This window comes from Methylibium sp. (assembly GCF_013817365.1).
In the GTDB taxonomy this organism is placed as follows: Bacteria; Pseudomonadota; Gammaproteobacteria; order Burkholderiales; family Burkholderiaceae_C; genus Methylibium.
This window is the reverse complement of sequence record NZ_JACDCU010000357.1, coordinates 1-4,308: the sequence shown is the minus strand read 5'-3', so window position 1 is coordinate 4,308 and position 4,308 is coordinate 1. Positions and strand designations below refer to the sequence as shown.

Annotated in this window: 3 protein-coding genes and 2 pseudogenes; 1 reads left to right on the top strand and 4 read right to left on the bottom strand. The window is 68.4% G+C overall.

What is annotated here, in order from left to right; translation table 11 throughout:
* The 3 genes and pseudogenes from H0W38_RS17550 to fliF form a co-directional block, all read right to left on the bottom strand.
* Positions 1–722, bottom strand: a pseudogene (locus tag H0W38_RS17550) (hypothetical protein); the annotation flags it as partial.
* Positions 706–1,701 carry a flagellar motor switch protein FliG gene (gene fliG / locus H0W38_RS17545; protein WP_292456461.1) on the bottom strand — a complete coding sequence of 332 codons (996 nt, stop codon included), beginning with the start codon at positions 1,699–1,701 and terminating at the stop codon, positions 706–708. The gene fliG and the pseudogene H0W38_RS17550, both read right to left, overlap by 17 nt.
* A gap of 2 nt (positions 1,702–1,703) precedes the next feature.
* The gene (fliF, locus tag H0W38_RS17540) at positions 1,704–3,416 is read right to left on the bottom strand and encodes a flagellar basal-body MS-ring/collar protein FliF (protein ID WP_292456459.1); all 1,713 of its coding nucleotides are present in this window, start codon (positions 3,414–3,416) and stop codon (positions 1,704–1,706) included.
* Positions 3,417–3,602: 186 nt separating this feature from the next.
* On the opposite strand from fliF, the gene fliE reads away from it, so the two are divergent.
* The gene (gene fliE / locus H0W38_RS17535; RefSeq protein ID WP_292456457.1) at positions 3,603–3,935 is read left to right on the top strand and encodes a flagellar hook-basal body complex protein FliE; all 333 of its coding nucleotides are present in this window, start codon (positions 3,603–3,605) and stop codon (positions 3,933–3,935) included.
* Between the two features lie 21 nt (positions 3,936–3,956).
* On the opposite strand, the pseudogene H0W38_RS17530 reads toward fliE, so the two are convergent.
* A pseudogene (locus H0W38_RS17530) lies at positions 3,957–4,112 on the bottom strand (tyrosine-type recombinase/integrase); the annotation flags it as partial.
* Positions 4,113–4,308: the final 196 nt, after the last annotated feature.

The following is a 4,308-nucleotide window of genomic DNA, read 5'->3' as shown; positions in this document are numbered from 1 at the left end:
GCGACGAACTCCGGTCGGGTCGCCAACTCGCTTCTCACCACCTGCCGCGCCAACGCCAGAGCCACCTCGGCGACCTGCACTGCGAGGCCGTGCTCGAGCTGCTCGAGCTGGGCGCGATACGTGCCCGCCAGCGTGCCCATCTGCGCAGTGATCTGCTGCGCGTAGCTCTGCTTGAAAGCTTCGAGTGCGACGAGCCCGTCGCGGTAGCCGTCCTGGTAGCCCGACTGGCGAGCGGCCTGCAATTGCGCGGCCAGTTCGGCCGGGGTGGGCGGCCCGGCGGGAGCCGACTCGCCGGCGCCCGGCTCGGCGCGGGGCGCCGTGGTGCCGAAGCTGTCGGGCGTCCAGGCCGAGAAACTCTTGACCTCTTCGCGTGGGATGAAGCGCGTGTAGCTGCCGCTGGCGCCGGCCGTCGCAGCGCCGGACGCGCCGGTGCCGGTCCGCATACCGCTCCGCGCGCCGGCACTCGCACTCGCACTCGCACTCGCACTCCCGCTTGCGCCTGCGCCGGCGCTGGCGCTGGTGCCGCTCGCGAACGATGCGGCCGGACCGGCGCTGAACGGCGAACGCTCATGCAGCGCCGCATCGGCCGCCGCCCGCTCGGCGAAAGACGCCGCGCCTTTGGGCTCGTCGAAGCGCCGCGTGCGCGCGGCGGGGTCGCGTGCACCGGGCTGCCGGCCCGGATCAGGCGCGCCGGCCGGCTGGCGTTCAGAGGAACTGGTCATCACCGCCGCCGCTCAGCACCACCTGGCCTTCGTCGGCCAGACGGCGAACGATCTTGAGCATTTCCTTCTGCTCGGCCTCGACCTCGGACACCCGCACCGGGCCGCGAGACTCCAGGTCTTCGCGCAGCGTCTCGGCGGCGCGCGTGGACATGTTGGTGAAGATCTTCTCGCGCAGCTCGGGCGTGGCGCCCTTGAGCGCGATGACGAGCGATTCGCTCTGCACTTCCTTGAGCAGCGCCTGCACGCCACGGTCGTCGATCTTGAGCAGATCGTCGAACGTGAACATGTTGTCCATGATCTTTTGCGCGAGGTCGCCATCGGCCTCGCGGATGTAGTCGAGCACCGAGGTCTCCACCGTCGAGCCCATCACGTTGATGATTTCGGCGGCGGTCTTCACGCCACCCATGGTGGCCTTCTTCATGCGCTCGCCGCCGGCCAGCACCTTGCTCATCACCTCGTTCAGATCCTTCAGCGCGCTGGGCTGGATGCCGTCGAGCGTGGCGACGCGCACCATCACCTCGTTGCGCTGGCGTTCGGGAAACTGCTTGAGAACGTCGGCCGCCTGATCGAAATCGAGGTGCACGAGGATGGCCGCGACGATCTGCGGGTGCTCGTTGCGCAGCAGCTCGGCCACCGAGCCGGGGTCCATCCACTTGAGGCTCTCGATGCCGGAGACGTCGCCGCCCTGCAGGATGCGGTCGATCAGCAGGTTGGCCTTGTCGTCGCCGAGCGCGCGGCGCAGCACGGCCTTGATGTATTCGTCGGTGTCGCTCACCAGCATGCTGGTGTCGGCCGCGGCGGTGGTGAACCGCTCGAGCATCTGCTCCACGCGCTCGCGCGGCACCGTCTTCATGCGGGCGATGGTTTCGCCCAGGCGCTGCACTTCCTTGGGCGCGAGGTGCTTGAACACCTCGGCGGCCTCTTCCTCGCCGAGCGACATCAGCAGGATGGCCGAGTCTTCGAGTCCTTCGTCATCCATGCTCAGGACTCCTTGCTCACCCAGCCCCGCACGATGTTGGCCACCGCCTGCGGGTTCTCCTTGGCGATGCTGCGGGCGAGCGTGAGGCGGTCGTCGGCGACCGGCGCCTCGAGCTGCGGCAGCGGCGCGCGGTTCGCGGCGGGCAGCGTCTGCACGTCGTCGACCACCGCGTCCAGGCGAGGCGCCGGGCGAGGCGACTGCGCCGCCTTGAGCGCTGGGCGCACCGCGCCGAACACGATGATGAGCGCCAGCAGCGTGAGCGCGCCGGGCACCGCCAATGTGCGCATCAGGTCCTGCGTGCCGGGTTGCTGCCACAGCGGCAGCGGCACCTCGGCGATGGGTGCCTCGACCCTGAAGGGCGCATTGATGAGCTTGACCGAATCGCCCCGCTCTGCGTTGAAGCCCACCGTTTCCTTGACGAGCGCGGTGAGCTTGTCGAGCTCTTCGGCCGTGAGCGCGGTGGTGGTGGTCTTGCCCTTGGCGTCGGTGACGGAGCGGTGGTTGACCACCACCGCGGCGTTGAGGCGCTTGACGTTGCCGGTGGCGGCGCGCGTGACGCGCACCGTGCGATCGACCTCGTAGTTGATGGTGGCGTCGCGCCGGCTGCTGCTGCCGCCTTGCGTGCCCGCCTGCGCGGCCTGCAGCGGCGCGGCGCTGCCATTGACCGGCGCCGTGGCCGGCACGGGCGGCTGGTTGCTCGCGGCCCCCGGCACGCCGCCCGGCAACCCGGCACTGCCCGAGCCCGACTGGGCGCTCTGCTCGCTGCGCACGGTGGCTTGCACGGGCTTGCCTTCGGCGTCGCGGCCCTGGTTGGGTGCGAACTCCTCGGAGGTGGATTCGGTCTGCGTGAAATCGATCTCGGCGGTGACCTGCGCGCGCAGGTTGTTGCGGCCGAGCACGGGCTCGAGGATGTCGAACACGCGGCGCGTGTAGTTGGCTTCGATCTGCGCAACGTATTGCAGTTGCTGCGCGTCGAGCATGCCGGAGGCGTTGCCTTGCGGCGCGCCGGAGAGCAAGGCGCCGCTGGCGTCGAGCACGCTCACGGCCTTCGGGTTCATCTCGGGCACGCTGCTGGAGACGAGGTGAACGATGCCGGCGATCTGTGCGCGGTCGAGCAGGCGGCCCGGGTGCAGCGTGAGCAGCACCGAGGCGCTGGGTTTCTGCTGTTCGCGGAAAAAGCCGTTCTGGTTGGGCAGCGCCAGGTGAACGCGTGCGCTCTGCACCGCGGACAGCGCACCGATGGAGCGCGTGAGCTCGCCCTCCAGCCCGCGCTGGAAAGTCAGGCGTTCCTGGAACTGCGTTTGCCCGAACTTGGCGTTGTCCATCAGCTCGAAGCCGACCACGCCGCCCTTGGGCAGGCCGCTGGAGGCGAGCTTGAGGCGCACGTCGTGCACCTTGTCGGCCGGCACCAGGATGGCGCTGCCGCCATCGGCGTGCTTGTAGGGCACGTTCATCTGCGAGAGCTGCGCGAGGATGGCGCCGCCGTCCTTGTCGGACAAGTTGGCGTAGAGCACCTTGTAGTTGCCCTGCGAGGACCACATCGACATGGCCAGCGCGATGCCGGCCAGTGCCATCACGCCGAAGCCCAGCATCATCTTGCGCCCCGGCGGCAAGGCGGCCAGACGCGCACCGAAGCCGGCCTCGGCCCCCGGCTGCGTGGGCGAAATCAGGGTGGCGGCGCTGGCGTTGCCGAGGGGGGCGATTGCGGTGTCCATCGTGGGCGTAGGGGGGCGTCGCGGCTCTGTGTGTTGGTGTTGTTGTTGTTCGCGCACCTCGGGGCGAACCCGGGTGTGCCTCGGCATTGTTTCAACGCACTGAAGCGCGACAAGCGGCGAACAAGCCCCGCAATGGCGCCCAGTTCGCCCCATTGCGTACCAACGGGAGCCCTAGCATCCGGCTCCATGGACATGAAGCTCAAGCCCTTCGACTTTGCCCAGGCCGCGGCCCGCGCCGGCATGCCGCAGGTAGCCGAGCGCGTGCGCCAGAGCACGGCAGCCGGCGCTGCGGAGGGTGCGAGTTTTCACACCAGCTTCAGCCAGGCGCTCAGGTCAGTGAGCGCCACGCAACTGCAGGCCTCGCAGCAGCAGCAGCAGGTGCAGCTCGGCAACCCATCGGTCAGCCTGGAAGAGACGATGGTGTCGATGCAGAAAGCGCAGATCGGCTTTCAGGCGACGCTGCATGTGCGCAACAAGCTGGTGCAGGCTTACACGGACATCATGAACATGCAGGTGTGAGCTGCGCCTCGAGCAGCCCGATCACATCGCATCCAGCGGGCTCAACACCGCCCGCCCTCCCCGGTTGAGCACGTGCGTATAGATCTGCGTAGTGCGCACATCGCTATGGCCTAACAACTCCTGCACCGTACGGATGTCGTAGCCCGCCTGCAGCAGATGCGTGGCGAAGGAATGCCGCCTATGCCGACATCGGCATAGGCGCCACTATTCCGAGTCCAGGAATATGCCGAGACGATCGTGCGGTCGCAGTCGCACAGCAAGGGGCAAGACAGGTAGCGCACTCGGCATATTTCCTCCGGCCACGCATCGTGGTGTGACCGGAGATGATGATGGAACGCACATTGGAGATTGAGGCGACCGCAGCGGCCAAGGG

Bases quoted from the DNA above. Each gene is read 5' to 3' on its own strand.
- fliG (WP_292456461.1), bottom strand. From the start codon at position 1,701: ATGGATGACGAAGGACTCGAAGACTCGGCCATCCTGCTGATGTCGCTC.
- fliF (WP_292456459.1), bottom strand. From the start codon at position 3,416: ATGGACACCGCAATCGCCCCCCTCGGCAACGCCAGCGCCGCCACCCTG.
- fliE (WP_292456457.1), top strand. From the start codon at position 3,603: ATGGACATGAAGCTCAAGCCCTTCGACTTTGCCCAGGCCGCGGCCCGC.